The organism is Celeribacter neptunius (assembly GCF_900113955.1).
Taxonomy (GTDB): Bacteria; Pseudomonadota; Alphaproteobacteria; order Rhodobacterales; family Rhodobacteraceae; genus Celeribacter; species Celeribacter neptunius.
The window spans coordinates 488789-514616 of record NZ_FORH01000001.1 but is presented as its reverse complement, the minus strand read 5'-3'; the positions used below and the strand labels follow the sequence as shown (position 1 = coordinate 514616).

27 protein-coding genes are annotated in these 25828 nt (G+C 61.7%); 15 read left to right on the top strand and 12 right to left on the bottom strand.

Annotated elements, in window-relative coordinates:
* Position 1: 1 nt before the first annotated feature.
* Positions 2–1264 (bottom strand): beta-ketoacyl-ACP synthase II, encoded by a 1263-nt coding sequence (gene fabF, locus BM151_RS02600; protein ID WP_090056828.1) that lies wholly within the window; start codon positions 1262–1264, stop codon positions 2–4.
* Between the two features lie 156 nt (positions 1265–1420).
* On the opposite strand from fabF, the gene BM151_RS02595 reads away from it, so the two are divergent.
* The gene (locus tag BM151_RS02595) at positions 1421–2755 is read left to right on the top strand and encodes a PilZ domain-containing protein (protein WP_090056825.1); all 1335 of its coding nucleotides are present in this window, start codon (positions 1421–1423) and stop codon (positions 2753–2755) included.
* Between the two features lie 128 nt (positions 2756–2883).
* Here the strand turns inward: BM151_RS02595 and BM151_RS02590 are convergent, their stop codons facing one another.
* From BM151_RS02590 to BM151_RS02570, 5 genes are all read right to left on the bottom strand, one after another.
* Positions 2884–3117: an acyl carrier protein gene (locus tag BM151_RS02590; protein ID WP_009571390.1), complete on the bottom strand. Its 234-nt coding sequence runs from the start codon at positions 3115–3117 to the stop codon at positions 2884–2886.
* Positions 3118–3333: 216 nt separating this feature from the next.
* Positions 3334–4071: a 3-oxoacyl-[acyl-carrier-protein] reductase gene (fabG, locus tag BM151_RS02585; RefSeq protein ID WP_090056821.1), complete on the bottom strand. Its 738-nt coding sequence runs from the start codon at positions 4069–4071 to the stop codon at positions 3334–3336.
* Positions 4072–4123: 52 nt separating this feature from the next.
* Positions 4124–5065 carry an ACP S-malonyltransferase gene (fabD, locus tag BM151_RS02580; RefSeq protein ID WP_090056817.1) on the bottom strand — a complete coding sequence of 314 codons (942 nt, stop codon included), beginning with the start codon at positions 5063–5065 and terminating at the stop codon, positions 4124–4126.
* 282 nt (positions 5066–5347) lie between these two features.
* The gene (locus BM151_RS02575) at positions 5348–5683 is read right to left on the bottom strand and encodes a hypothetical protein (RefSeq protein WP_090056813.1); all 336 of its coding nucleotides are present in this window, start codon (positions 5681–5683) and stop codon (positions 5348–5350) included.
* Positions 5684–6025: 342 nt separating this feature from the next.
* Positions 6026–6256, bottom strand: coding sequence for a hypothetical protein (locus tag BM151_RS02570; protein ID WP_143093021.1), 231 nt, complete (start codon positions 6254–6256; stop codon positions 6026–6028).
* Between the two features lie 188 nt (positions 6257–6444).
* On the opposite strand from BM151_RS02570, the gene rpsF reads away from it, so the two are divergent.
* The 4 genes from rpsF to BM151_RS02550 all read left to right on the top strand — a co-directional run bounded on the left by rpsF (position 6445) and on the right by BM151_RS02550 (position 8563).
* Positions 6445–6801 carry a 30S ribosomal protein S6 gene (gene rpsF, locus BM151_RS02565; protein WP_090056805.1) on the top strand — a complete coding sequence of 119 codons (357 nt, stop codon included), beginning with the start codon at positions 6445–6447 and terminating at the stop codon, positions 6799–6801.
* A 24-nt stretch (positions 6802–6825) separates the two neighbouring features.
* Entirely contained in the window at positions 6826–7053 is a 228-nt protein-coding gene (gene rpsR / locus BM151_RS02560) for a 30S ribosomal protein S18 (RefSeq protein ID WP_005852865.1), read from the top strand.
* A 12-nt stretch (positions 7054–7065) separates the two neighbouring features.
* Positions 7066–7680, top strand: a complete 615-nt coding sequence (rplI, locus tag BM151_RS02555) for a 50S ribosomal protein L9 (protein ID WP_090056803.1) — start codon at positions 7066–7068, stop codon at positions 7678–7680.
* A gap of 109 nt (positions 7681–7789) precedes the next feature.
* The gene (locus tag BM151_RS02550; protein ID WP_090056800.1) at positions 7790–8563 is read left to right on the top strand and encodes a hypothetical protein; all 774 of its coding nucleotides are present in this window, start codon (positions 7790–7792) and stop codon (positions 8561–8563) included.
* 27 nt (positions 8564–8590) lie between these two features.
* Here BM151_RS02550 and BM151_RS02545 read toward each other — a convergent pair whose 3' ends face one another.
* Positions 8591–8809, bottom strand: a complete 219-nt coding sequence (locus BM151_RS02545; RefSeq protein WP_090056796.1) for a helix-turn-helix domain-containing protein — start codon at positions 8807–8809, stop codon at positions 8591–8593.
* Positions 8810–8820: 11 nt separating this feature from the next.
* Positions 8821–9330, bottom strand: coding sequence for a hypothetical protein (locus tag BM151_RS02540; protein ID WP_090056792.1), 510 nt, complete (start codon positions 9328–9330; stop codon positions 8821–8823).
* 175 nt (positions 9331–9505) lie between these two features.
* Between BM151_RS02540 and BM151_RS02535 the strand changes: the two genes are divergently transcribed.
* Together BM151_RS02535 and BM151_RS02530 are read left to right on the top strand one after the other, a co-directional pair.
* The gene (locus BM151_RS02535; protein WP_090056789.1) at positions 9506–9898 is read left to right on the top strand and encodes a glycine zipper 2TM domain-containing protein; all 393 of its coding nucleotides are present in this window, start codon (positions 9506–9508) and stop codon (positions 9896–9898) included.
* 108 nt (positions 9899–10006) lie between these two features.
* On the top strand, positions 10007–10474 hold the full coding sequence (locus tag BM151_RS02530; RefSeq protein WP_090056785.1) for a lytic transglycosylase domain-containing protein: 468 nt from the start codon (positions 10007–10009) through the stop codon (positions 10472–10474).
* A gap of 75 nt (positions 10475–10549) precedes the next feature.
* On the opposite strand, the gene aqpZ is transcribed toward BM151_RS02530, so the two are convergent.
* The 3 genes from aqpZ to BM151_RS02515 all read right to left on the bottom strand — a co-directional run bounded on the left by aqpZ (position 10550) and on the right by BM151_RS02515 (position 14186).
* Positions 10550–11242: an aquaporin Z gene (aqpZ, locus tag BM151_RS02525; protein ID WP_090056782.1), complete on the bottom strand. Its 693-nt coding sequence runs from the start codon at positions 11240–11242 to the stop codon at positions 10550–10552.
* Positions 11243–11610: 368 nt separating this feature from the next.
* Entirely contained in the window at positions 11611–12939 is a 1329-nt protein-coding gene (gene tig / locus BM151_RS02520; protein ID WP_090056779.1) for a trigger factor, read from the bottom strand.
* A gap of 320 nt (positions 12940–13259) precedes the next feature.
* On the bottom strand, positions 13260–14186 hold the full coding sequence (locus BM151_RS02515; protein ID WP_218151316.1) for an AraC family transcriptional regulator: 927 nt from the start codon (positions 14184–14186) through the stop codon (positions 13260–13262).
* A 340-nt stretch (positions 14187–14526) separates the two neighbouring features.
* On the opposite strand from BM151_RS02515, the gene BM151_RS02510 reads away from it, so the two are divergent.
* From BM151_RS02510 to BM151_RS02470, 8 genes are all read left to right on the top strand, one after another.
* Positions 14527–15231 carry an NmrA family NAD(P)-binding protein gene (locus BM151_RS02510; RefSeq protein ID WP_245781072.1) on the top strand — a complete coding sequence of 235 codons (705 nt, stop codon included), beginning with the start codon at positions 14527–14529 and terminating at the stop codon, positions 15229–15231.
* A 53-nt stretch (positions 15232–15284) separates the two neighbouring features.
* Positions 15285–15716, top strand: a complete 432-nt coding sequence (locus BM151_RS02505) for a DUF4345 domain-containing protein (protein ID WP_090056771.1) — start codon at positions 15285–15287, stop codon at positions 15714–15716.
* Between the two features lie 915 nt (positions 15717–16631).
* Positions 16632–18380: an acetate--CoA ligase gene (acsA, locus tag BM151_RS02500; RefSeq protein ID WP_090056767.1), complete on the top strand. Its 1749-nt coding sequence runs from the start codon at positions 16632–16634 to the stop codon at positions 18378–18380.
* On the top strand, positions 18377–20374 hold the full coding sequence (gene pdhA, locus BM151_RS02495; RefSeq protein WP_090056765.1) for a pyruvate dehydrogenase (acetyl-transferring) E1 component subunit alpha: 1998 nt from the start codon (positions 18377–18379) through the stop codon (positions 20372–20374). The genes acsA and pdhA overlap by 4 nt, the downstream gene beginning before the upstream one ends.
* 3 nt (positions 20375–20377) lie before the next feature.
* Positions 20378–21559: a dihydrolipoamide acetyltransferase family protein gene (locus tag BM151_RS02490; protein ID WP_090056762.1), complete on the top strand. Its 1182-nt coding sequence runs from the start codon at positions 20378–20380 to the stop codon at positions 21557–21559.
* Positions 21556–21798, top strand: a complete 243-nt coding sequence (locus BM151_RS02485) for an acyl carrier protein (protein ID WP_090056760.1) — start codon at positions 21556–21558, stop codon at positions 21796–21798. The genes BM151_RS02490 and BM151_RS02485 overlap by 4 nt, the downstream gene beginning before the upstream one ends.
* A gap of 331 nt (positions 21799–22129) precedes the next feature.
* The gene (locus tag BM151_RS02475; RefSeq protein WP_143093020.1) at positions 22130–22699 is read left to right on the top strand and encodes a hypothetical protein; all 570 of its coding nucleotides are present in this window, start codon (positions 22130–22132) and stop codon (positions 22697–22699) included.
* A 195-nt stretch (positions 22700–22894) separates the two neighbouring features.
* Positions 22895–24043: a porin family protein gene (locus tag BM151_RS02470; RefSeq protein WP_177213003.1), complete on the top strand. Its 1149-nt coding sequence runs from the start codon at positions 22895–22897 to the stop codon at positions 24041–24043.
* Here BM151_RS02470 and BM151_RS02465 read toward each other — a convergent pair.
* Positions 24040–25659, bottom strand: coding sequence for an alpha/beta fold hydrolase (locus tag BM151_RS02465; protein ID WP_177213002.1), 1620 nt, complete (start codon positions 25657–25659; stop codon positions 24040–24042). The two genes, BM151_RS02470 and BM151_RS02465, sit on opposite strands and share 4 nt — an antisense overlap.
* Between the last annotated feature and the right edge of the window lie 169 nt (positions 25660–25828).

The window sequence follows — 25828 nt, the reverse complement described above, 5'->3', positions numbered from 1 at the left end:
CTCAGCTATCCACCTTTTTCAGAACCAGCGAGGCATTGGTGCCGCCGAAGCCAAAGGAATTCGACAGGGCGACATTGATCTCGCGCTCGCGCTTCTGGTTGGGCGCCAGATCGAGCCTCGGTTCCACCGCCGGATTGTCCAAATTGATCGTCGGCGGCGCGACCTGATCCCGGATCGCCAGGACACAGAAGATCGCCTCGACCGCACCGGCAGCGCCCAGAAGGTGACCGATGGAGCTTTTGGTCGAGGACATGGTGGCCTTCTCGGCCGCATCGCCCATCAGCCGCTCGACGGCGGCGAGTTCGATCGTGTCCGCCATGGTCGAGGTGCCATGAGCGTTGATGTAATCCACCTGATCTGGGGTGATGCCGGCGCGGTTCAGCGCCGCCTGCATGGCGCGATAGCCGCCATCGCCATCCTCGGAGGGCGCGGTGATGTGATAGGCATCGCCCGAGAGACCATAGCCGACAACCTCGGCATAGATCTTGGCGCCACGCGCCTTGGCATGTTCGTATTCCTCGAGGATCACCACACCGGCGCCCTCGCCCATGACGAAACCGTCCCGGTCCTCATCATAGGGGCGCGAAGCGTGCGAAGGATCGTCCTTGCGCTTGGTCGAGAGCGCTTTGCAGGCGTTGAACCCGGCGATGCCCAGCTCGCAAATCGCGCTTTCGGCGCCCCCCGCAACCATGACATCGGCATCGCCGAGCATGATCAGACGCGAGGCGTCGCCAATCGCGTGCGCGCCGGTGGAACAGGCCGTCACCACCGCGTGGTTCGGGCCTTTGAAACCGTAGCGGATCGACACCTGACCGGAGATCAGGTTGATCAGCGAACCGGGGATGAAGAAGGGCGAGATCCGGCGCGGGCCTTTTTCCTTCAGCACGATCGCCGCATCGGCAATCGACGACAAGCCGCCGATGCCGGAGCCGATCAGCACACCGGTGCGCAGACGGTCGTCTTCGTCCTCGGGCATCCAGTCGGCATCATTGAGCGCCTGTTCGGCGGCCGCCATGCCAAAGAGAATGAAATCATCGACCTTACGGCGCTCTTTCGGCTCCATCCAATCGTTCGGATTGAAGGTGCCCTCCGTGCCATCGCCGAATTTCACCTCACAGGCGTAATCCGTTGCCAAATGGCTCGCATCAAAGCGCTGGATCGTTCCGGCGGCCGATTGGCCCTCCAGAAGACGCGTCCACGTTTCCTCAACACCGCAGGCCAGCGGCGAAACCATTCCAAGTCCAGTGACAACTACTCGGCGCATTCGTGCCCCCTTATTTTTCGACTGCTTTTCCTTACACGGCTCGGCCCGTTGATGGAAGTCCGAGACGCATCAGCCAGCCAAAAACGGCGGCGTGAAGTAACCAGATATTGAGGTTTTCCGCCGTATCAAGGGGAAAACCCATATGTTTGACAGGTCATGCCGCGGTCCAGATCGAAACGACATCAGCACAATTTTCTGCGTGGCGATCCGCGCAAGCGGCTTGCGATCCTGCGCCTGTGCCTCTCCCTGATCCTCGGTGCCCCCCTGGCTCTGCCCGGCTTTGCCGGCCCGTCCTGCGGCCTCGAAGGTTGGCTCGAGACGCTCAACACCAGCGCCGACAGCTATGTCAAAGCCCTCGGCACAGCGCAGGAACATCAGGCCGCGCGCCAGTTTCGCACCGAAATGGAACGCTATGGCCGCGAGCAATTGCTCAAACAAATCAGGGCGGCCGATCTCGGTGGCAATGAATCCGCCTTGATGGCCTTCATCTCCTCGCGCCGGCATCTGCTCGAATTGCAAAAGGACGATTGGCCGGAAATGGCCGCGCGCTACGGCAACGATCCGCGGTTCAACGCACAATCCCAGAGCCTGCGCCAATATATCGCCGGGACGGAATGCGACCCGAACGCGCCGGATTTTCTCAACGGCAATGGCGGGCAAGAGCAAAGCTTCGCGGATCGGCTGAGCAGCGGCGTCGCCGAAATCACTGATATCGTCACCGCCGTCACCCAGGGGGAAGATGAAACCGCGCCAATTTACGCCGACCCGGCGAATTTCGACGAGTTCCGCAGCTCGATGGCCGGCCAACAAACCGTGAAACCGCCGACGGTCGAACTCAACCCCTCCGGCAACGCCGCCTTCGTCCTCGGGCTTTTCACCTTTTTCACCGCGATCTCGGCCTGGGCCTGGATGCGCTACGGCATCGTGCAACGCCGCGCCACCCGCTACCCCTGCGTGCTGCCGACCGTCGTCTTCGACGGGATCATGCCGGCCGTCGGCACCATGCTCGATGTCTCGCAAATCGGCTGCAAGATCGAGATCGGTCTCGACCTGCAGATACGCCAGAAGATCAAGATCACCTGTGGTCCCGTGGCGCGCAAAGCCAGGATCGTCTGGCGCAACAACCATTTCGCCGGGGTCCGGTTCGACAAGCCGCTTAGCGAGGTCGAGCTCAAGGAGCTTCTGGGAGAATATTCGAAGCAAATCGCCCAGCAACGCGCCGAGGCCGAAAAATTCGGCCTCACCCTCATGCCGAGCCTCGCCGGCAACCGCACCTCCCGGGCGCAAACCGGAACCGGGCCGGCGGAAACGCCAGACATCACAACGCCAGATACCACAGAGAACGCCGCAGCCGCCGAGATCGAAACAGAGGACGGCCCGGTCCAGGCCGGGCCTGAGACGACCCTGCCAGAGGGCGACTGGTCGGACACGGGCTTATCTGAGGAGACTGGCAAAGATGACGGTGCGGCGGAGAATCCGAACGCCGCCTGATCTCGCCCTCCCAAAAAAATAGCCGCGCAGCAAAAGAAATCTGCAAAAGAAAACGGCACCCCCGAAGGCGTGCCGTTTCAAATTCTTTGATCTCTCCCGGGCACCCTGCCCGGTGAAAGCCGTCCGACTTAGGAGGCTTCGGTGATGAACTTCACCGCGTCGCCGAAGGTCTGGATGGTCTCGGCAGCGTCGTCCGGGATCTCGATGCCGAACTCTTCTTCGAATGCCATGACCAGCTCGACGGTGTCGAGGCTGTCAGCGCCGAGATCGTCGATGAAGGACGCGGTTTCCGTCACTTTGTCTTCTTCAACGTCGAGGTGCTCGACAACGATCTTTTTCACGCGATCTGCGATGTCGCTCATGTTCTTTCCTCACAGTTTGGGGCCCGTTGCCCGCTTCAGCTTTCGGCCCTCGGGCCACTCTCTCTACATGCCGCCGTCCACAGTGGGTTTCAACCCCGAACATTGACATATGCCACGGTTGCTTATGCCGCCGCGGCTTAATCTGCGCTGCTCATAACACAATCCTCCCCGGTGGCAAATGTTTTGTGACGCCGCGTCCGGAAAGGTCTCATGCGATCAGAGCATGGCCATGCCGCCATTGACATGCAAGGTGGTGCCGGTGGTGTAACCCGCCTCATTCGAAGCCAGATACAGGACAGCCGCCGCGATCTCTTCCGGCGTGCCCATACGGGCGGCCGGGATCTGGGCGTTGATCTTGTCTTTCTGATCATCCGTGAGCTTGTCGGTCATCGCCGTGGCGATGAACCCCGGGGCGACGCAGTTCACGGTGATGCCGCGGGTCGCGACCTCATAAGCCAGGGATTTGGACATGCCGACCATGCCGGCTTTCGCGGCGGCATAGTTGCCCTGACCGGGGTTGCCAGTGGCGCCGACGATCGAGGAAATATTCACGATCCGGCCCCAACGCGCCTTCATCATACCGCGCAGCACGCCTTTGCAGAGCTTCATGGTGGATGTCAGATTGACGTTAAGAACGCTGTCCCATTCGTCATCCGACATGCGCATGAACAGGTTGTCGCGGGTGATGCCGGCGTTGTTCACCAGAATATCGACGGAGCCCATCGCCTCGGCCGCCTGTTTCGGCAGCGCCTCGACCGCCTCCTTGTCCGAGAGGTTGCAGGGCAGCACATGGGCGCGCTCGCCAAGCTCGGCGGCCAGCGCTTCCAGGGGCTCGACGCGGGTGCCCGACAGGCCAACGGTGGCCCCCGCAGCATGAAGCGCCTTGGCGATCTCGCCACCGATACCCCCGGATGCGCCGGTGATCAGCGCGTTTTTACCAGTCAGATCAAACATGTAATTCTCCTCGCAGCCAGTCGTTTCGGATCTGGCCTGTGTTCTGCGGGTCTCAGCCCTTGAGTTTCGCGATATCGTCCGGGGTGCCCACGGCGGAGCAGGCGATGGATTTTTCGATCCGGCGCACCATGCCCGAGAGCGCCTTGCCGGCGCCAATCTCCCAGATTTCGGTGACGCCTTCGCCCGCCATATAGGTCACGCTCTCGCGCCAGCGCACAGACCCCGTGACCTGATCGACCAGCAGCGCCCGGATCAGTGTCGGGTCGGTGACGGCGGCGGCCCGCACATTGGCGACCAGCGGCACGGCAGGCTCGGTGATTTCCACATCGTCGAGCGCCTCGGCCATGACATCGGCGGCGGGCTCCATCAGCGCGCAATGGAAGGGGGCGGAGACCGGCAGCAACACGGCGCGTTTGGCACCTTTCGCCTTGGCGATCTCGACCGCGCGCTCGACCGCTTCCTTATGGCCGGAAACCACCACCTGGCCCGGGTCATTGTCATTGGCCGCCTGACAGATCTTGCCGCCCCCCGTTTCGTGTGCGGCCTCTTCGGCAACCTCTTTCACGGTCGCAAAATCGAGCCCCAGAAGCGCCGCCATGGCGCCGACACCCACCGGCACGGCGGCCTGCATGGCCAGACCACGGGTGCGCAGCAAACGCGCCGTATCGGCCACGGAGATCGCGCCCGCGGCGGCCAGCGCCGAATATTCGCCAAGCGAGTGACCCGCAACAAAGGCCGCATCGGTCACCGCGAAACCTTCGGCCTCGAGCGCCCGCATCGCCGCCAGCGAGGTGGCCATCAAGGCCGGCTGGGCATTCTGCGTCAGGGTGAGCGTCTCGATATCGCCCTCCCAGATCAGCGCCGACAGGCTTTCGCCAAGCGCCTCATCCACCTCGTCGAAAATCGCTTTCGAGGCCGGGTAGGCCTCTGCGAGCGTCTTGCCCATGCCAATGGTCTGGGCGCCCTGCCCCGGGAAAACGAATGCGCGCGTCATGCTCGCCCCTCCAAACTCTGTCTCAATGTTGCAGACGGGTCTAAACGCCCGGCAGGCGCGCGGCAAGCCCGACCGTGGATTTCCTGCGGCACATATTCCTACGGCACATACGCGCAAACACTGCGCTGCGCACCCCGGTCCCGCAACGCGCTGTCCGGCAAAGACATGAGAGCAACAAGAAGACATGAGGCCAGAAAGAAGAGAGACCAGTTCACTCTGCGCGAAAACGTGTTGGCAAGGACTGGCCTTGGTCCGAATTCGGCCCGACACGGATCAGCGGCGTCAGCTGCTCTTGCCCGTGCTGCCGGAGCCCCAGGTGCCGGAGCCGTCCGGCGTCTCACCGGCCTCGCCAACCGCATCGTCATTGCCCGGATTGCCGACAACCTCACTGTCGCCCGCGCCGTTAAAATCATCCGGGATGGCGTCGGAGAAGCTGCTGCCTTCGATGGCAGCGATATGTTCGGACAAGGCATCGGAGAAATCGAGCGCACCGCTGGAGATGGAGCTGACGGCACCGATCGCGACGAGCGCAGCGACTGCGATGAGGCCGATCATATCGACCGTCACCGCGCCGTCCTCGGCCCGTGCGTAGTGTTTTCCCAATCCCATCGACCACATGTCGCTCACCTTTTCCTTGCTCCAATTCTACGCCCAAGCGCGATTGGACCATAGGAAAAGCAAGCGAATTGGTTAACATGCTGGAATATGCAATTTATATGAATATCAAAGCCTTAATGGACATGTTTACGACTTTTAAACGACGAAATCGGGAAAAATTTAACCTTTTCGGCCCAGATCCGGCCGCGTTTTGGCCGCAATGCATCCGGCCGCCTGCCGCGTCTCGCAAAAAACATGCAACAGAGACTCAGCAAAACCGGCGAGCAGAAAGCCCCCTCAAAGCCAGCCCCCTAAACAGATCCGCAAAACCGGTCCACAGCCCCGGCGCAAACGGGGAATGTCTCAGGCCGCGCCGCTCGGCGACCGCGCGAAAGACCCCGGCGCGTGAGGCGCCTGCCCGCTCAACCCCGGATCGTCCTCGGGGCGAAGATTGAGAGTCAGATCGCGCCACCAGCCGCGCAAAGCCAACTCGCGCCCCTCGAGCAGCGTCAGTACCACGCCCTGCTCACCGTGCCGGCCAAAGCGCAGATCCAACCGTGTCGCGCGGGCCGGCCCGCAAGGTCCACCAGGCATGCGAGTTGCGTGGTATTATAAGGCATCGCAAAATGCCGGGATTTCGCGCTTGAACCGAAGCCCGAAATGCGTATAAAGGCGCATCCTTTCGCAAGACACTTATGAACCGCGCAGTCTCTCGTGGTCGGGCCGCGAAAGGGTCCATTGCCCGTCCTATGAAATGCGCTTGCACATGAACTGGAGTCACCATGCCGCTTTACGAGCATGTCTTCATTGCGCGTCAGGACCTGTCCAACGCGCAGGCCGAAGGTCTCATCGAACATTTTGGCACCGTCCTCGCCGACAACGGCGGTAAACTCGTGGATCACGAGTACTGGGGCGTCAAAACGATGGCCTACAAGATCAACAAGAACCGCAAGGGCCACTACGCCTTCCTGCGCTCCGACGCTCCGTCTGACGCCGTGCAGGAAATGGAACGCCTGATGCGCCTGCATGACGACGTGATGCGCGTCCTGACCATCAAGGTCGACGAGCACAAGGAGCTTCCCTCCGTCCAGATGCAGAAACGCGACGAGCGCGAAGACCGCCGTCCGCGTCGCAACTGATCTTGTTTGGAAAGGACCTAAACCATGGCCGCTAAACCGTTTTTCCGCCGTCGCAAAGTCTGCCCCTTCTCTGGCGACAATGCTCCCGCGATCGATTACAAAGACACCCGTCTGCTGCAGCGCTACATCTCCGAGCGCGGCAAAATCGTTCCGTCCCGTATCACCGCAGTCTCTGCGAAGAAACAGCGTGAGCTGGCTCGCGCCATCAAACGCGCCCGTTTCCTCGCCCTGCTGCCCTACGCTGTGAAGTAAGGAGTAGATCCAATGGAAGTTATCCTTCTCGAACGCGTGGCCAAGCTTGGCCAAATGGGTGATGTCGTGTCCGTCAAAGACGGCTACGCCCGCAACTTCCTGCTGCCGCAGGAAAAAGCGCTGCGTGCTTCTGACGCCAACATCAAGGCTTTTGAAGCTCAGAAAGCCCAGCTCGAGGCCCGCAACCTCGAGTCGAAGAAAGAGGCCGAAGCTCTGGCCGAAAAACTCGACGGTCAGCAGTTCGTCGTGATTCGCTCCGCGTCTGACGCCGGCTCGCTCTACGGCTCCGTCACCCCGCGTGACGCCGCAGACGCCGCCACCGAGAACGGCTTCACCGTCGACCGCAAGCAGGTCGCTCTGAAAGCTCCGATCAAGGATCTCGGCCTGCACGAGCTGCACGTCATCCTGCACCCGGAAGTCGAAGCCACCATCGTGCTGAACGTCGCCCGCTCCGTCGAGGAAGCCGAGCTGCAAGCCGAAGGCAAGTCGATCCAGGAGCTGGCCGCTGAAGCCGAAGCTCAGGCCGAGTTCGAGATTTCCGAACTCTTCGACGACATCGGCTCTGCCGCCTCCGACGACGACGAGCTGGCCGCCGAAGCCCCGGCGACCGAGGCCGAAGAAGAGTAATCTTCTCGCCTTTGACAGACTTGGAAAAGCCCCGCCATTCGGACGGGGCTTTTTCTTTGGCGGCATTTCACGCCATAAAGGCCTGACCCATTTTGAGACGAGCGATTTCATGATTACGAACGACCGACCGCCAATCTCTCTGCACCGTGCCGGAGCACTCTTCGGGCTTGCGATGACCCTGAGCAGCCCCCTCACCGCCGAAGAGTTGGATTGTTCCCCTTACCGGGTGGGAGAAATCGTCACCAGTGACCTGCAGGTATCGACCTTTCATCACCACGGTATAATCGCGCCGCCGCGTTGGATCACCCTGCACTGGCCGCGCAACGGTCGGATTTTCGGGCCGAAAGTGGTGGATGGTAAAGCGACGGAGACGGACCCGGATATGGGTTTCCAAATCCTGATCGACACAGGAGAACCCAAACGCCTTGCGCCGGTCCATCCAGATCAGTTGAATGTTGCCATCAGAGCTGTGGATTATTATCCGGTCTATTCTATGCTCGGGCTCTATGCAGGGATGCCAATGGGCAAACGCGAGCTACTTACGAACCAAAATGGTACAACCTACTATTCGTCTGAAGGCTATGAGTTCACGGGAGAAACCCTATTACAAGGCTGGCGAGGAGTAGAATATTCTGATCCCCGTCCGACTACGCATGATGAATTCTATGTCCATACAATCACGCCGAAAGCGCTTTCTCCGGAGAATGTCGATGCAGTCTTGGCCTGCTCATCTGCGGAAAAATCCCTAAATCCGAGCTGCAAAATAATTATTAAAGAAGAACCCTTGTTTGCGACGACTGGGTTTGACCGCGACCGCCTTGGTGATCTCGATCTGATCGAGCGCCGAACCCGAGACTTCACGAAGTGTCTGATGGAGGAGTGAGGGCAGATCTCCGCCGCACAGACGAACCTACGCCTCCCCCTCATCCGGCACATAGCGCAGGAGATCGCCCGGCTGGCAGTCGAGGTATTTGCACATCGCATCGAGCGACTGAAAACGCACGCCTTTCACCTTACCGGATTTCAACAGCGACAGGTTGGTTTCCGACAGGCCGATCGCCTGCGCCAGTTCGCGCGAGGTGACCTTGCGCTTGACCAGCATCATGTCGAGGGTGATTTCGATCGCCATGCGCCTCTCCTTTAGATGAAGGCCTGATTTTCCTGCTCGATCGCGTCGGCCTTGCGGAAGGCCTCGGCCAGGGCGAGGAACACCACGCCGATCACCAGCGCCACGGCATCGAGGTTGAACGGAAACCATTCCACCATGGGCCAGTCCGCCCGCGGCACGTTCCACAGCATGGCGAACGGGTAGGCATAGCTCAGCGTGGCATAGCCGAACCAGAACAGGATGAGCCCCTGCCCGCCCCGCGACAGATAGCTGCTCAGGGCGCGGAAATCGCCACGCCCCGCGACGTTCAACAGCTTGTAGAGCGCCCAAAGCGCGGCGAGCAACCCGGCCGCCAGGATCACGAAGAGACCAAAGGCCCCCGAGAGCACCATCAGCGGCGGCCGCGGCAGATCGACCGGCAGATCCATCAGATCGAACAGCGGGCCGACATCCCCCATCAGGAGCGACAGGCTCACCCCGAGACAGGCGAGCCCCATCACGGCGGCGCAGGCAAAAATCATGAAACGTGCAAAACCTTGCATCTGGAGACTCCTCAAAGGACCGGACCCGGCGGGTCCGAAGGGTGATAGCACGATGCGCATCACATCGCGACTCGAAAATGTTTTTATGATTTTCATAAAACATTTTTCTTGATTCATAACAATACCCGCTCTATTTCCCCGGCTCAGAATTTGAATCACCTAGAAAGGAACAGCCATGCAAATTCACAAATTCCTCGCGATCTCCGCCACCTCTCTCGGCCTTCTGGCCGCCTGCGACCGTCCGATGGACGCGCCCTATACATTCGACGGCCCCCGCAGCTCGAGCCAAAGCTCAGCCGGCTACGAGGCCGATCTGGCGCAGTGCAAATCCCTGGCCGAGAGCTACAAATCCGAAGAGATCACCCAAAGCGCGCTCGCCGGTGCGGCGATCGGCGGCGTGCTTGGCGCGGTCGATGACGACAATTCAAACGAGCTCGAAGGGGCCGTGGGCGGCGCCGCCGTCGGCGCGCTCGTGGGCGCCCTGTCCTCGCAGGACGAGGTGCGCGACGCCCGTCGCGACGTGGTGATCCGCTGCCTGCAGGGCCGCGGCTACAAGGTGATCGGCTAAGGCGCGTCGTCCAGGCTCGGCTGAGCTTTGCCAACCCCGCCGCCGGGCGCGCTTTCCCCTTGGCGCGCCCGCGCTTTCATGCTGATCTGAGGCAAATCATCGAGAGGCATGCCCTTGTTCACCCGCCGTTTTTTTCTGCTCGCCCCGCTGGCGCTCGCCGCCTGTGGCCGCCGCAAACCCGAGGTCTCGCGCGGCTACAACCCGCCGCTGTTCCCCAATGAAACGCCGGAGCTGCGAGCGCTGATCAACAAATGGGCGGACCATTACCAGATCCCGCGCGAGCTGGTGCACCGTCAGGCCATTCGCGAGAGCACGCACAACCCGGCGGCGCGCAACGGGCCCTATTGGGGGCTGTTGCAGATCCTGCCCCAGACCGCCCGCACCATGGGCCATCGCGGCCCCGCGAGCGAGCTTCTGGACCCGGATGTGAACCTTGAATATGCGGGCAAATATCTGCGGGGTGCCTATCTCGTCGCCGATGGCGACATCGATGCCGCAATGATGTGGTATGCCAAAGGCTATTATTACGAGGCGAAACGGTTGGGGCTGCTGTACGAAACCGGGCTCAGGACCTGATCCCTCTGTGGCGTCACACGACATGGAAAAGGCCGCCCCGATGGGGCGGCCTTCTGCTTTTCGATCTGCACCAGATCAGTCCTCGGTCGTCCGCAGCAAAAGCCACAGCACGCCACCGATCACGGCACCGATAAGCGGCGCAACCCAGAACAGCCAGAGCTGGCTCAAGGCTGCGGTATCTGCAAACAAAGCCACACCCGTGGAACGCGCCGGGTTCACTGAGGTGTTGGTCACCGGGATGGAGATCAGATGAATGAGCGTCAGGCCCAGACCGATTGCGATCGGGGCAAACCCCGCCGGGGCGCCGGTCGAGGTTGCTCCAAGGATGATGAACAGGAAAGCGGCGGTCAGGATCACCTCGATCATCAGGCCGGCAACCATCGAATAGCCCTGCGGCGACAGCTCACCATAGCCGTTGGAGGCAAAACCGCCCGCCCCCGCAAACCCATCCATGCCGGACGCAATCACGTAGAGCGCGCCACCCGCGAGGATCGCCCCCACCACCTGAGACGCCCAGTAAGCCGGCAGTTCACGCGCCGGGTGGCGTCCCGCGACAACCAGACCGAGCGTGACAGCCGGATTGAAATGCCCGCCGGAAATATGACCAACCGCATAGGCCATGGTCAAAACCGTCAGACCGAAGGCCAGCGCCACACCGAGGTAGCCAATCCCGACATCCGGCACACCGGCGGCATAAATCGCACTGCCACAGCCCCCGAACACCAGCCAGAAGGTCCCGATGCCTTCGGCCAAAATTTTCTTAATCATTACAGTTTCCTCCTGTGAAAACTGTCCCTCAGTACCAGCCGGATGCGCGCACGAAACGGGGAAATTCCCACTGAAACCGCCATAAAGCCCTACATCGAAAGAGAAAATATGGTGAGAAAAACGGGAAGGCGGCACTGTGCGAAGCCCAAGCCGACAGGCACGTTTCACTCGACTTTCCGGCACGCCCCGCTTTGATTACCGCATAAATCCCTGACACAAATCCCGGCATAAATTCCGGTATAAATTTCCCGGCACAAAAGAAAGGCCGCCCCCGGCGGGAGCGGCCCTCTGTCCCTCGCTCATTGGCGAGATGTCGGCTGCGTGCTGTTCGAGCTGCGGCGCCAGTGGCCCGCAGTCGGCGCTCCGACTTATTCTTCGTCGAGTGCTTCGACGGCTTTTTCGAGCTCTTCTTTCGAGACTTCTTTCTCGGTCAGCTGAGCGTTCTCGGCGATGTAATCGACGACTTTATCTTCGAACAGCGGCGCCTGGATCTGCTGACGCATCTGCGGGTTCTGCTGCACGAATTCGAAGAACTGACGCTCCTGACCCGGATACTGGCGGGCCTGGGTCATGACAGCCTGGGTAAACTCGGCGTCGGTGACCTGGATTTCCTGCTTCTGACCGATGTCGGCCAGCAGCAGCCCAAGGCGCACGCGGCGCTCGGCCAGGGTGGTGTGCTCTTCGGTGGTCTCGATCTCGCCATGCTCATGGCCGTGATCGTCCGGGTTTTCCTCGTGGTAGAGCTGATGCGCGATCTGTTTCGCTTCGGCTTCCACCAGCGACGGCGGCAGATCGAAGGACACCACGGCGTCGAGCTGGTCGAGAAGACCGCGCTTCATCACGGCGCGGGCGGCACCGGCATATTCGGCTTCGAGACGCTCGGTGACCTGGGTTTTCAGGGTGGCGAGATCCTCGACACCGAATTTCTTGGCAAGCTCGTCGTCGATCGCGGCTTCGGCCGGGGCTTTGACTTCTTTCACCTTGCATTCAAAGACAGCGTCTTTGCCAGCGAGGTTCTCGGCGCCGTATTCCTCGGGGAATTTGACTTCGACGTTTTTCTCGTCACCGGCTTTCAGACCAACGAGCTGCTCTTCGAAGCCCGGGATGAAGGAGCCGGAGCCCAGCACCAGCGGGTAATCTTCGGCGGCACCGCCGTCAAAAGCTTCGCCGTCGACCTTGCCGAGGAAGTCGATCACGACCTGATCGCCATCTTCTGCGGCGCCGTCCTTGTCCTCGAAGTTCTGCGCGGTGGCAGCGAGGTTCTTCAGCGCGTCTTCGATCTCATCCGCACCGGCTTTGACGACGAGTTTCTCGAGCGTCACGGTGGAGAGATCGGCTTCCGGGATCTGCGGCAGGGCTTCGTAGGTCATGGTGACGACGACATCGTCGCCCTCTTTCCACTCTTCGCCGGCATCCATTTTCACATCGGGCTGCATCGCCGGTTTGTCGCCGGTCGCCTCGAAGTGATCGTTCATCGCGCCATCGACAGCTTCCTGCATGGCTTCGCCCAGCACGCGCGGGCCGAATTGCTTCTTGAGGAGCGCCATCGGCACCTTGCCTTTGCGGAAGCCCTTCATCTCGACTTCCGGCTGGGCTTCTTTCAGCTTGGCGTTGACTTTCTCATCCAGCTCGGCGGCGGTGATGGTGATCTGATAGCCGCGCTTCAGACCTTCGTTCAGGGTCTCGGTGACCTGCATCGTGGGCGTCCTTTTTACGTCTTGTCTTACGTCTCAACGGATCGCCCAAGGGCGACCATGTAAATCAGTGGCTCTTCTAGGGGCAGAATCCCAATCGCGCAAGGCCAATCCGCCCTGCCCGCGGAGCATTCCGGCAATCCCCCGGGATATGCTGCGACTGCTCGGGCGATCTCGCGCTGCGGCGTGCCTCGCAGCCACTCAGAGACCACCGGCAGAGGCGCGAAATCGACGCCGGTTTCAGAGGCCGGCGCGCCTTTCGAAGCGGCAGAGGTGATATTGGAGGTGATGTCGGTGGTGATAGTGGTGGTGATAGTGACCCGTCATCCGGATATATCCTGTTGGCTCCGCCGCGCCTGACCCGGGGTCGTCCCGAAAACCCGTTTGAAGGCGCGGTTGAACGCCGGTTCGGATTGGTAGCCCAGATCGGCCGCGATCGTGGCAATGGGCAGGCGCGTTTCACGCAGCCTTTGCCGGGCAAGATTCATCCGCCATTCGGCGAGATATTGCATGGCTGGGATTCCGACGAGGCTGGTGAAACGCGCTGCAAAGGCGGAGCGCGATTGCCCGGCGACCTGCGCCAGGCCTTCGACCGACCAATCCGCCGCAGGGTCGCGGTGGATCGCCACGATGGCGCGCCCGATCTGCGGATCGCGAGCGGCCTTGAGCCAGCCACGGTTGGCCTCCGGGGCGCGGCGCAGCCACCGCCTGATCGCCTCGATCACCACCACGTCGGCCAGTCGCGTGATCACGGTCTCGCCACCGGGACGCAGCTCGCGCGCCTCGCTGGCAATGAACCTCAGCGTGCCCTGTAGCCAGCTTCCGGCCTCTTCGTCCCAGGGATCGATTCTCAGCACATCCGGCAGCAGCGCCATCAGCATCGGGCTCGAGGCGTGATCGAGCCGCGCCAGACCGTACATGACGCTGCTCTCGGTGCCGCCGCCGCCGAATTCCAGGGTCTCGTAAAGCTCGGTCACCTTGCGGATCGGCAGTTCCTCGAGTTGCATGAGCTGCGCCTCCGGTCCGCTGAACAGGCTGACCGGCGCCCCATGGGTCATCAGGATCAGATCCCCCTTCTCGATCTCGAACGGCGCATCCTCCCCGATCTTGAGCGAGGCCCGCCCGTCGATGACGACGATGAAGTTCATCACCTCGGGAAAGCCCGGGATGGCAATGCCCCAGGGCGCGGTCATGCGGGACTGGCAGTAGAATGTGCCGGTCAGTTTGAGCAGGTGCAAAATCTCGCCCAAGGGATCTCCGATGGGTTGGGCAAGTTTGGACGGGTCTGGAACATGTGGCTCTGTCATGGGGAACAGAGTGGCGTTCATTTCACGCTGCGTCCAGACACTCAGGACGATCAGGCAAGATCTAAAGACTTCCGGGAATGGTTCATCCAATCAATTCAGGGGATCTTGGGCCATCAACGACAGCGACCAAGCAAACTTCACTCGACCCCAAGGATAAAGATCATGCACATCAAACCCATTCTCGTTCTCGGCGCGACCGGCAAGACCGGTCTTCGGATCGCCAACCGCCTCGAGGCCCGCGAGCTGCCACTGCGCCGCGGCGCGCGTCAGGCCGCCCTGCCCTTTGACTGGAACGCCGGAGACCTGGGGACCGGTGCTCGACGGCGTCGGCGCCGTCTATATCTCCTACTACCCGGACATCGCGGTTCCCGGCGCGGTGGAGACTGTCGCCGCCTTCGTGGCCAAGGCCCGTGAAGCCGGTGTCGAGAAGCTCGTGCTTCTGACCGGTCGCGGCGAATATCACGCCCAGCGCGCGGAAGAGGTCGTGCGCAGCTCGGGGCTGCCCTTCACCATCGTTCGCGCCGCATGGTTCGCCCAGAACTTCTCCGAAGGCGCGCTCCATGCGCCGGTCATGGCCGGGGTCCTGCCGATGCCCGGCGGGGACGTCCAGGAGCCCATCGTCGATGTCGACGATATCGCGGATGTGGCCGTGGCGGCGCTGAGCGAAAAGGGCCATGACGGCGAAGTTTACGAGGTCACCGGGCCGCGCCTGATGCGCTTTGCTGACATGGCGGATATCCTCGCGCGCGCCAGCGGACGACCGGTCGCCTATGTGCCGATCTCTTTCGACGCGTTCCACGCCGCCATCTTGCAGGAACAGGGCGAGACGATCGCCGATGTGCTGACCGAGATTGCCCGCGAAACGCTGGACGGGCGCAATGCCTCGCTCGCCGACGGGGTGCAACGCGCGCTCGGACGCGCGCCGCGCGATTTCACCACTTTCGCACATACCGCCGCCCGCGCAGGCGCCTGGGCCGACGCCGCCTGATCTCGCCAGATAGACCCTGTCTGGCTGACCCACCTGACTGAAAGGAATCTCACATGTCCATTTTTGCAAAACTGACCCTCGGCGCCGCCGGCCTCACCGCGCTCGGCATCGGCCTCGCCATCACCTTCGTGCCGCATGGCTTCTACACCGGCTACGGGCTCGACATCGGCAGCGATCCGGCCCGGCTCAGCGAACTCCGCGCCCCCGGCGCCAATCTCGCGGCCCTGGGCGCGGTGATCTTCGCGGGGGCGCTCCGACCGGCCCTCGCCCGCCTGTCCGCCGCCTTGGCAACGCTCGTCTTCCTGGCCTTTGCCTTTGGCCGCGCGGTGTCCTGGCCCCTCGACGGCTGGCCGGGCGACAAGATCGCCAGCGCCTTCGCCCTCGAGATCCTGCTTGGCGGGCTCTGCCTTCTGGTCTGGCGCAGCCTGGCCAGACGGCCGGGCACGCAAGGAAAGAAAAGACAGCTCGCGGCAGATATCGCCTGAACGGCATCACGCAACAGGGCATCGCGCAGATGCCCTGCCACGCCCCTCCGGTCTTGGCGACGCAAATTGAACGCCCCCCTCTCGCCGACCGCGATGAGATCGACCGAGGCGATTGCGCGAGAGGCGCAGTTCACTCCAAACCGGCTTCAAGCCACCGACGGCGGTGGGCCAGGCCAATCTGGCGCACCTGATGGGAGAGACCGAGCACCAGACGCTCTCATCGCTTCTTCGAAACGGCGGCCATATGCATATGTTTCTGTAAGCTTCGGCAAAATCGGCCCCTTCGCTCACGCAAAGCGCCATTGGTGCGGATGGAGGGACTTGGCCCCCTCGCGTGGCGGCGCCATGACCGGTCGATACTTCCGTCTTTGTGGCGTTCAGCGACGCAAGGTATACTCGCATTCGAACCGATCCGCGAGAATGCGAAAGACACGGATGTCCACGTCAGCTTCGAGCGGTTCTACAGCTGTCGCGAAGGGCTGCGTCCTTCCCAAGCTGCACGCTGCCGCTTGCGACCCATAGCGGAAACTGGCGGCAGTCAAATGCGATAGTGAACCGCCCCGCTTCGGATCGGTCTTTGAAGCGACAGTCACCGTAAGGCATGGCCCCCTCCCGCGCATGACATCTTGCACCGCCGTCAAACTGCACGCTGCAGCCTCCGCTTCCTCCTAAGTATCTAAGTCTGGCACAGAACGAAGCACTCCCGGTTGATGCCGCGCAATGTGAGCGTGGCAGTTGGCCGCAACTGCGCTGGCCGGTTTGTCTCCGGTTTGGTGTATAATGGCATTGTGAAGTGGGATTCGGCTGCGTGAGGGAGGCTATCTTGGGAGGAAACCAAGACCGATCACACTTCAAGCCCTGATGACGGGGCTTTGACAAGCGTCACCTGGCAAACATCACCTGGGAGGAGAGGAGATGGCTTGGACGACGATTAAAAAGACCGCGACGGAGAAGGCACAGGCCACTCTGACAGAGGAGTTGCGTGCCGGCTTCGATTGGGCTCAGGCCCGCGCCCAGCTCGACGGGTTTGAGGATGGCGGGCTGAACATCGCCTATGAAGCCCTCGACCGGCATGTACTGGCCGGACATGGGAATGAGGAAGCCATGCTCTGGTTCGGCAAGGATGGCCGCTCGCGGCGCTTGACCTATGCCGATCTGACCGCGGAAACGGCGAGGTTCGCCAATATCCTGCGCGCGCATGGTCTCACGGCCGGCGACCGGGTCTTCGGTCTCGCCGACCGGGTGCCGGAGCTTTATGTCGCGGCGCTGGGCACGCTGAAGGCCGGGATGGTGTTTTCGCCACTGTTTTCAGCCTTCGGACCCGAACCGCTGCGCACCCGGATGGAGATCGGCGAGGCCAATGCGCTCGTCACCACCGCCACGATCTATCGTCGCAAGATCGCCGCCTGGCGTGATGAATTGCCCTCGCTGAAACTGGTGCTGATCATCGGTGACGACGCGCCGGACGGATGCGTGGCGCTCGGCCCTGCCATGACCGAGGCCTCGGATCGCTTCGAAACCGTGCAGACACGCCCCGAAGACCCGGCGCTGATCCATTTCACCTCGGGCACGACCGGCAAGCCGAAGGGCGCGGTCCATGTCCACAATGCCGTCGTGATGCACGCCATGGCGGGGCGCTATGCGCTCGAACTGACCCCCGGCACGCGGTACTGGTGTACCGCCGATCCGGGCTGGGTGACCGGGACCTCTTTCGGCATCATCTCGCCCTTGGTGAACCGCGTGCGCATGCTCGTCGACGAGGCCGATTTCGATCTCGAACGCTGGTACGGTCTCTTGCAGGATGAGAAAATCGAGGTCTGGTACACCGCACCGACCGCGATCCGCATGATGATGCGCGCGGGGGCGGAGATTGCATCCCGCTATGATTTTTCCAGCCTGCGTTTCATGGCCTCCGTTGGCGAGCCGCTGAACCCGGAAGCGGTGATCTGGAGTCACGAGGTCTTCGGGCGTCCCTTCCACGACAATTGGTGGCAGACCGAGACCGGGGGGATCATGATCGCCAACACCGCCGATATGGATATCCATCCCGGCTCGATGGGCAAGCCCTTGCCGGGGATCGAGGCCGGGATCGTCGCACGCGACGGAGAGGACGGGGCGGAGCTGCGCCTCTGTGCGCCGGGCGAAATCGGCGAGCTTGCGCTGCGCCCGGGCTGGCCCTCGATGATGCGGGCCTATCTGCACGAAGAGGAACGCTACAGGAAATGTTTCGTGTCCGGCTGGTATCTGTCCGGAGACCTCGCGATGCGGGATTCCGAAGGCTATTTCTGGTTTGTCGGCCGCGCCGACGACCTGATCAAATCCTCCGGCCACCTGATCGGCCCGTTCGAGGTGGAGAGCGCCCTGATCGAACACCCCGCCGTGGTCGAGGCAGCCGTGATCGGGCTTCCGGACGAAACCGCGGGCGAAATCGTCAAGGCCTATGTCGCGCTCAACCCGGGCTTCGAACCTTCCGAGGAGCTGGAACGCGACATCCGTGGCCTCGCCCGCAAGAGGCTCGGTCCGGCGGTGGCACCCCGTGAAGTGGTCTTCCGCACATCCCTGCCGAAAACCCGGTCGGGCAAGATCATGCGACGCCTGCTCAAGGCCCGCGAACTTGGCCTGCCCGAAGGAGATATTTCAACGCTGGAGAGTGACGAGAGATGAAAGCCGAGAAACCTCATCTGACCCATGAACATGTCCGCGCGCTGCTGTCCTCGATGATCCGTATTCGCCGGTTCGAGGACAAATGCGCCGAACTCTACACACAGGAAAAGATCCGTGGCTTCCTGCATCTCTACGACGGTGAGGAGGCCATTGCCGCCGGGATCATCCCGGTTCTGGGACCGGAGGATCGCATCGTCGCCACCTACCGCGAACATGGTCACGCCCTGATGCGCGGCGTGCCGATGGATCGCGTGATGGCGGAGATGTACGGCAAGGCGACCGGGATCTCGGGCGGGCGCGGCGGCTCCATGCATCTCTTTGACGCCGAACGAAATTTCTATGGCGGCAATGCCATCGTCGGCGGCGGCCTGCCTTTGGCCGTCGGGCTTGCCCTGCGCGATAAGATGCGCGACGAGGCCAATGTGACCGTCTGTTTCTTTGGCGAGGGCGCCGTCGCGGAGGGGGAATTCCACGAGGCCATGAACCTGGCCCGGCTGTGGTCTTTGCCGGTGTTGTTCGTGTGCGAGAACAACGGTTACGCCATGGGCTCCGCCTTGACCCGGACCGAAGCCGAGACGGATATTCATGCCAAGGCCGCCGCCTATGACATCGAGGCCGCACAGGTCGACGGCATGGATGTGGTGGCGGTCGAGGCAGCCGCGCGGCTGGTGCTAGCAGATATTCGCGAGACCGGGGAACCGCGCTTTCTCGAATGCCTGACCTATCGCTTCCGCGCCCATTCCATGTTTGATGCCCAACTGTACCGCGACAAGGACGAGGTGGAACACTGGCGCGAAAAAGGACCGATCGTGCGGTTCCAGAACTGGCTGAACCGAAATGGCCTGTTGCACCCCGAGGAGGTTGCCGAAATCGAGGAGGACGTGGATCACGAGATCGCTGCGGCCGTCGACTTCGCCGAGAACAGCCCATGGGAACCGCTCGAAACCCTGACACGTCATGTCACGAGCACAGAGCGCCCTGCCCCCCCGCCACCGCCCGCCCCCGCATCGGAGACCATCGAAACAACTTACCGCGAAGCCGTCAAACAGGGCATTCGCGATGCCATGAGCCGCGATGATCGTGTCTTCCTGATGGGGGAGGATGTGGGCGCCTATGGCGGTTGCTATGCGGTTTCAAAAGGCCTCATGGCCGAATTCGGTGAGGCGCGCATCCGCGACACGCCACTCTCGGAATCCGGGTTCACCGGCGCCGGGATCGGGGCCGCCGCCGCGGGCATGCGACCGATCGTGGAATTGATGACGGTGAACTTCTCGCTGCTCGCGCTCGATCAGATCATGAACACCGCCGCCACCATCCGGCATATGTCCGGCGGCCAGTTCGGCGTACCTCTGGTGATCCGTCTGGCCACCGGAGCGGGCAAACAACTGGCCGCCCAGCATTCGCATTCGCTCGAAGGATGGTATGCCCATATCCCCGGCCTGCGGATCCTGGCCCCCGCCACGCTCGAGGACGCGCGCGGCATGCTCTGGACCGCGCTCGAAGACCCGGATCCGGTTCTAATTTTCGAGAATGTCATGCTCTACAACATGAGCGGGACGATGGCCGCGACTGCCGGCGCTGTGGAGATCGACAAGGCGGCGATCCGGCGCACGGGCACGGATGTCAGCCTGATCACCTATGGCGGATCGCTCTGGAAAACGCTTGAAGCCGCATCGGAACTCGCCCGGGACGGGATCGAGGCCGAGGTCATCGACCTGCGGGTTCTACGCCCGCTCGATGATGAGACGATCATGGCGTCTCTCGCGCGGACCCGGCGTGCCGTCATCATCGACGAAGGTTGGCGCAGCGGGTCGCTTTCGGCGGAGATTGCCGCACGGATCGGTGAACAGGCCTTCTGGCATCTGGATGCGCCGGTGGGACGGGTCTGCTCCGAAGAAGTCCCAATCCCCTATCCGAAACATCTTGAAGATGTGTCCGTGCCGCAACCCCCGGTGATCGTTGCCGCGGTGAAGGCCCTTTTGGGAAAGGACTAGGCGATGGCAAGTTTCAACATGCCCTCGCTCGGCGCAGATATGGAAGCCGGCAAGCTGGTCGAATGGCTGGTAAAACCCGGCGATGCGGTCAAACGCGGCGATATCGTCGCGGTGGTCGAGACCCAGAAGGGCGCCATCGAGATCGAGAGTTTCGAGGAGGGTGTCGTCGAAAAGTTGCTTGCCCAGCTTGGAGAAACCCTTCCGGTTGGGGCGCCGATGGCGATGATCCGCAGCTCGGGAGAGGTCGTGGAAGAGACTGAGGAGAAGCCCCGTGAGGACAAAGCTGCGTCTCCTGTCGCACCAGCGCCCACCGCACCAGAACAAGTTTTGCCGGTCTCGCCCACCGCGCGCCCCGGGACCAAGGACATCGCCGCCTCACCCGCCGCCCGCGCCAGAGCAGGGGAATTGGGCCTCGACCTCGCCATGCTCAAAGGCAGCGGCCCGAACGGTGCCATCGTTCTGGCCGATGTCGAGGCGGCACAACCTTCACAACCGACGCCGCCGCCCGAACGGCAGGATTTTCTGGCGGAAATGCGCAACGCCATCGCCGCGGCCATGGCACGTTCGAAACGGGAGATCCCGCATTACTATGTCAGTCACACCATCGATCTGACACGGGCCAGCGATTGGCTCTCCGCCACCAATGCGGCGCGACCACCCGAGGACCGCGTGTTGATGGGGGCCGTGCTATCGAAAGCCATCGCTCTGGCCGCGAGCGAGGTCAAACCTGTCAACGGGCATTTCGGCGAGAACGGCTTTGAGGCCTCCGATCCGGTCCATCTCGGCGTCGCCATTGCGCTGCGCGGCGGCGGCCTCGTCGCGCCGGCGATCATGGACGCGGACAAGCTTTCGCTCACCGCGTTGATGGCCGCCATGCGCGATGTGACCGCGCGCGCCCGAGCCGGCCGGCTCAAAAGTTCGGAGATGTCCATGGCGACACTCACCTTTTCCGGCCTTGGCGAACGCGGTGTCGATGCGATGGCCGGGATCATCGTGCCGCCGCAGGTCGCCATCGTCACAGCCGGCACGCCGCGCCCGACGGCATTGGTGCGCGACGGGGCTCTGGTGGCCGCTCAGGCCGTCACTCTGACGCTGGCCGCCGATCATCGTGTGAGCGACGGTCGCCTTGGCGCAAAGTTCCTCACAGCCATCGAACATCATCTGCAAACCCCGGAGCTGCTATGACCGAAGACGACATCAGACGCGCCTATCTCGAAGATCTCATCCGCGTGGCCCCGGACCTCGATCCGGCAGAGATTTCTGGCGCGGATCACCTGCAGGACGATCTCGAACTGGACTCGATGGATGTGTTGAATCTGGTGATTGCCCTGTCGAAAAGGTTTTCCATCGAAATCCCCGAGGTCGACTATCCGCAAATTGCCACGCTCGATCTCGCGGCGGCCTATATCGCCGCACAAATATGAGTTGGGCAAACCCGAGCAAAGCGGTTCAGCGCGTCGAACGCTTGAGCACAAAGGCTTCCCGAACCGCTCCAAGTTTGTCGAAGCGGTTCGGGAGTTCGTACCGTGCCTCGGCCGCAAGCGCTTCGCTGAGCGGCGCGCCGACCCCGATCCTAGGCGATGGTACGATAGGCGGGTCCTGACGAATAGTGCAGAATGCACCTCTAAATTTCACAATGAAATCAATGAACCTATAGTTTCTCATAGGTTGCCCGCTCTCTTAAATCTTGGATGATTTTTTCGGATCTCGAGGGATCTGAGAAAAAACGACGCGCAAAGATTTAGGAGAATTATAATGCGGTTTTTTACAATGGCGGCCTTGTCGGCGGCCTCTCTCTCTTTGGCAGCTTGCGGGGGCTCCTCTGTCGATGGGGATATGTCCGGGGTCGACCTTCCCGAGAAATACGACAGCCTTGAGGATCTCGTCTCGAAGGCAGAGAACGGAGAGCTCGAAGAAGCTTCTGAAAGCCTGATGAGCGGCACCGCGACCCTGTCCGGCGCTCTGGCGATCAGCGATGTGGGCGAGAATGAAGACCTCGAAGCCATCGGGGATATGACCCTCACCGCAGATTTCACCGGCGGCACAGTGACCGGTACGGCTGACGGTTTCGGGCTCTACAACGAAGACACGCAAGTGCTTGAAGACGAGCTGACCGGCTCGCTCGCGATCGCCGGCACGATCTCCGGCACGTCCTTGGCCGCCAATGCTGCAGGGACGCTGACAGACGACGAAGACCATATCGTCGATATGGGTATGACCGGCACGTTCTACGATTACGAAGGTGAACTGGCGCTCTACGGCGATCTGGAAGGCACGGTAGACGGCGACTATTACGAAGGTGGTTTTGCCGCGGTCGAGGAGTGAGCCTGCGCCCTCCTTTGTAACGAGAGCGATGGGTAACGATCATCGTGCCGCGAGAGATCGCGGCACGACCACCATAGGTCAGGTGACATGAGACGTACTCCTTCCCGACAAAGATATTTGATCCGACAGGCGCTATACAGAACCCTCCTGTTGATCTTCCTATCCCACGCGCAGGTCGCCTCAGCCGAGGCGACCTTGAGTGTCCCCGAGACGTATGAGCTGCTGATACAAAAGGGGCGTGCGGTCCTGACCGAGGGCGCACCTGCAAAATCCGTCTCGTATTTTGCCAAAGCCTGGCACCTGGCCCCGACCGACCCAACCGCGCAACTCGCGATCGCAGAGGCCTGGGCTCAAGCGGGGCAACAGCGGCGCGCCGAGGCGTTTCTGCGGCATCTCCTGGCGGACCCGACGCAACAAGAGAATGCCGCTCTCTATCTTGCGGCGCTGTCCGAGCTTGCGCGACGCTATCCGCTCCAGTTTTCCGCCTCCTTCGCGCTTTTGCCGAGCACGAATATTAAAAACACCTCGTCTGAACCCTATTTCGACACGCTTTGGGGACGGTTCTTGATTGATGACGGAGGCAAAGAGACCTCTGGGGTTGGCGTAGAGGCAGCGGCTCAGCTGCTCTATCGACGTCCGATTTCACACGGGTTGAGCGTAGAGCTCGGGTCGTCTCTGCGCCGCATTTGGTATCCAGAGCCGGAGCTGCGCTACTGGCGCGGGCGTCTTTCGGTGGATCTGAAATCCGACGTGCAGGCCAGCAGTTTCCGCGCGGGTTTGCATGCTGATAGAGTCTACTATTCCGAAGTGGAAGAGCCCAGTTCTGATCGGCTCTCGACCGGTCTGCATGGCTCATGGTCTCGCCGCCTGTCGGGGGCCGAGACACTGAGTGCGAGCGGGGTGATCGAGTATCGCGACTATCTCGACAAAGACACGCTGTCAGGGCGCTATGGTTCGCTTGGTCTCGGTTGGAGCAAACGGGTCATGGCCACGGGGGGACTGACGCTGGGCGGGACGCTTGAGCGCAGTACGCCTTCGCTCGAGTATCATCGCTACTGGGGGGCGAGCCTGCGGGCGGGGTACAATTTCGATCTGTCCGACACGTTGCGCGCCGGTGTCGATTTCGGCGCGACGCTGCGCCAGTACGACACGGCTTTCCCCTCGGTCGATTTTGCGCGTCGCGACGAGATTTACCGTATCGGTGTGTCACTCTCGAGCAGCCGGATCAAGATTATGGGCAGCACGCCGAAACTGTCCTGCAGCTATAAGGTCCAGACCTCCAATATCGCGCTTTATTCCTCGGAAACGACGGATTGCCGGATCGGCTGGAATTATCGGTTCTAAGGGCCAGAGGCGTATCGGGGAGCCGCCTCTGCTTGGAACTGGTCGCAGATCAGGTGCGAAAGTACACGGTGAATGGCCTCGCTGAAGACGAGATGTCCCGCATTTTCGACAGGTTCGAAGCGTGCTTCGGGAAGCTCTCTGGCGATGGCTTCGGCATCCTCGATCGGGCTGATCGGGTCTTCGCGGCCGTGGAGCAGGACCATCGGACAGCGTGTGGCTAGAAGATCCGCGTGCCAGTCACGTTGCAGGCTGATCATCTCGTCAATCGAGGCGAGGGTCGCGTGATTGGCGATCAAGCGCAACCAGTCGGACAGATGCGCACGCTCGAACAGTGTATCGAGACAGGCACTATCGGCCTCGGACTTTCGAAACATGTGACCAAGCCCCTTTTGCGCAAAGGCGGGCACGCGGCTCAGCGCGTTATAGACCTGTGTGAGCCCAACGAGGACGCGGGCATCCGAGCGGAGCCGGTGCGACATATCGACAAAGATGGTCGGTGAAGCGCTATCCTTCACGGCCTTGAACAGCTGCGGGGTGCCGCAAAGCACAAGCTTTGAGACATGATCCGGATGATGGCGTACGAAATGCGCGGCCCAGGGCACGCCGGCGCTTTCCGCGAGACAAAGAACCGGCTCGTCGATCATATAGTCAACGATCTCGGCCATCGCCTTGGAAAAGCGGGCCATGCGGAGCTCTGGTTCTGCCTCGCGGGTGAAGCTCAGGAAATGCCGTGGGACCAATAACATGCGCAGATTCTGTGCCTTTAGGGGCCGGATCATGTCGTCGTCGAACAGTACGGGCGAGAGCATACTGTGAAAATAGAGCACCGGCTGACCACGACGTGCGCCGAATTCCCAAATCGGAATTTCATCGCTCTCGCCGATCGAGAGGTGATTCACGACCACGGCGCGGCCGAACTGGCGCTTGATCTGGGCGGTCTCGGGGCGACGATCCTTCAGCGGCAAAATCTCGTCGAGCACCGCGGCGGTGATGTCGAGCGAGAGGGCGCGGAGCAAAGCGGTCTGGGTTTTGGCTCCGAACTTGTCGAGTACGGTGCGGATCTGTTTGCGTTTGGTGTCGTAAGAGGCGCCCGTCGCCTCGGCCGCGCCCTGCAAGTCCTTGCCGCTCAAAAGATGTGCCAGAAGCACATATTCCGAAGGTGTGAGCGTCATTGTCGGGGCTTCCGCCGAGAGTGCCGCGAGATGGGAGCCGTCGAGATGCACCGCGAAAAAGGCGATATGATCAGGGACGTCGGGCCAGTGTTCGGCACGGTCATAGAGAAAGAAGAGTTTTTCTTCGATGACGGTAAAGGCACAGCCCGAAACCGACTGGCGTGCCATCCTGAGCTGCGCGGGAAAGATCATCTCGCTATCGGGGGCATAGGTGTTGATCTGCCGTGTGCCAGCAGAGTCATAGAGATTGATCGACAGGCGACATTGGGCGAAATGCCGAAAGAAAAAGCGTTCGCTCTGGGCCTCGTTTCTCGGACTGAGCAGGAGCGCGTCTTCCGAGGGGAGCGCGACAGGCGCTTTCTTGAGCGCGGTCGCGAGGATTTGAATGAATTGCGAGGGGCGCGCCATGGGCTCCGGTCGTGGTTGCTTCTTGGGCTGTCGCATCATGATGTTCCTGAGCGACGACCTCGGGAAGGGGAATGTCCCTAAGCTTCCCCAGAACGTACGGCAAAACAAGAAGAACCATGACTTTAAGCTTCTTTTTCGACCTCTTACCCCCCTTGAGGGGGGCGCGGTCCATTCCGCGGGCAGAGTAACGTCGGATCAATATCGG